The organism is Hyphomonas sp. UBA3601, from assembly GCF_002375605.1.
GTDB lineage: Bacteria > Pseudomonadota > Alphaproteobacteria > Caulobacterales > Hyphomonadaceae > Hyphomonas.
In genome coordinates this window covers 15228-16608 of record NZ_DFME01000138.1, presented here as the reverse complement: position 1 = coordinate 16608, position 1381 = coordinate 15228, and the positions used below count along the sequence as shown (strand labels likewise).

The window sequence follows — 1381 nt, the reverse complement described above, 5'->3', positions numbered from 1 at the left end:
GGATGCCGCCGACAGCTGGCCCGGCAACAACATCGATCTTGCCGAACTCGGCGGTAAGCTTTTCCGCAAGGGCCTTGCACAATTTTTCGGAGAGCGTGGGCTGGGAAAAAACGAGGGCCTTCTGCAGGAAAACAGGACTGCGACGACCAGACGACAAAATGAAATGCCCCTCCAACAAAGCCCCGGCCTCGCGGAATACATTCAGCACATCATCATTCGTCATCTTCGCCCTCCTGGTCGCGCACAGCTCTGTCGACCACAGCGATCGACCGGAGCGCGGCCAGTATCTGCGTCAGACGCTTGAGGTCTTCAACCTCAATTTCCATCAAGATTTCCGTGAAGTCCTCGTGGCGGTCTACCGTATGTATGGCTGTGATGTTGCCGCTGGCCTGTGCCACAGCAGCGCAGAGCTTGGCCAGTACGCCGCGCTCATTGGAGGCATTGATACGAATTCGCCCAATTGCCACCGCGCCCGTGCGCGCCAGTTCGGTCCAGCGCAGGTCCACCCAGAGCTCGGGTTTATCGTCATATTCGGCGAGCTTTGGACAACTCGCGACATGGACCACAATGCCCTTGCCCGGTTCATGAACCCCCATGATACGGTCCCCAGGCAACGGGCAGCAGCAATTTCCGAGATGAAGCGTCACGCCCGGTGACAGCTCAGTGCCGGATACCATGAGCGGCGTATGCTCACTGTCCATGCGGACCTTCGTGGGATCGTCCTCGCGTTCCGGCCGGTAACCCGGAAAGGCCGCCTGGATCACATCGTTTGACGAAATTCGACCGCGCCCCAGCGCTTCGGACATGTCTTCCATATCCTCAAAACCGGCGAGGCGGGCCGTATGGTTCATCTTTACATCAACCGGATCAATACCTGCCCGTCGCAGCGCCATATTGATCAGCCCCTGACCGAGGCGCCGGAACTCTGTTGTTTCCTTGTCGCGCACCAGCTTGCGCATCGCAGAGCGCGCGCGCCCGGTGATCGCCAGCGCTTCCCAGCCATGAATGGCGTGAGGCGCTTTGCCCCGGATGATCTCGACAACGTCTCCATTTTTCAGCGGGCGGCGTAACGGCTTCACCTCGCCATTGATCTTGGCGCCAACACATGTGTCACCCACCGCCGAGTGCACCGCATAGGCAAAGTCCAACGGCATGGCGCCGGCTGGCAGGATGATCAACTTGCCCTTCGGAGAGAAAGCAAAGACGTGCTCGCGATACATTTCGAGCTTGGCGTGCTCCATGAACTCGCTCGGATCGCCGCCATCCTGAAGCAATTCTGCGAAGGCTTCGAGATTGGCGGCAGGGTCAAGACCGGCAGCACGCGCCGAATCGATGTCAAAGCCGTAGGCGCGGTTCTTGTAGCCCCAATGCGCAGCCACGC

Annotated in this window: 1 protein-coding gene and 1 pseudogene; both read right to left on the bottom strand. The window is 59.6% G+C overall.

Going from position 1 to position 1381, the window contains the following annotated elements:
• A pseudogene (locus tag B4F73_RS15600) lies at positions 1 to 223 on the bottom strand (hypothetical protein); the annotation flags it as partial.
• Positions 213 to 1381, bottom strand: a 1169-nt coding sequence (locus B4F73_RS15595; protein WP_290483724.1) for a RelA/SpoT AH/RIS domain-containing protein, incomplete at its 5' end; no start/stop codon positions are given. The pseudogene B4F73_RS15600 and the gene B4F73_RS15595, both read right to left, overlap by 11 nt.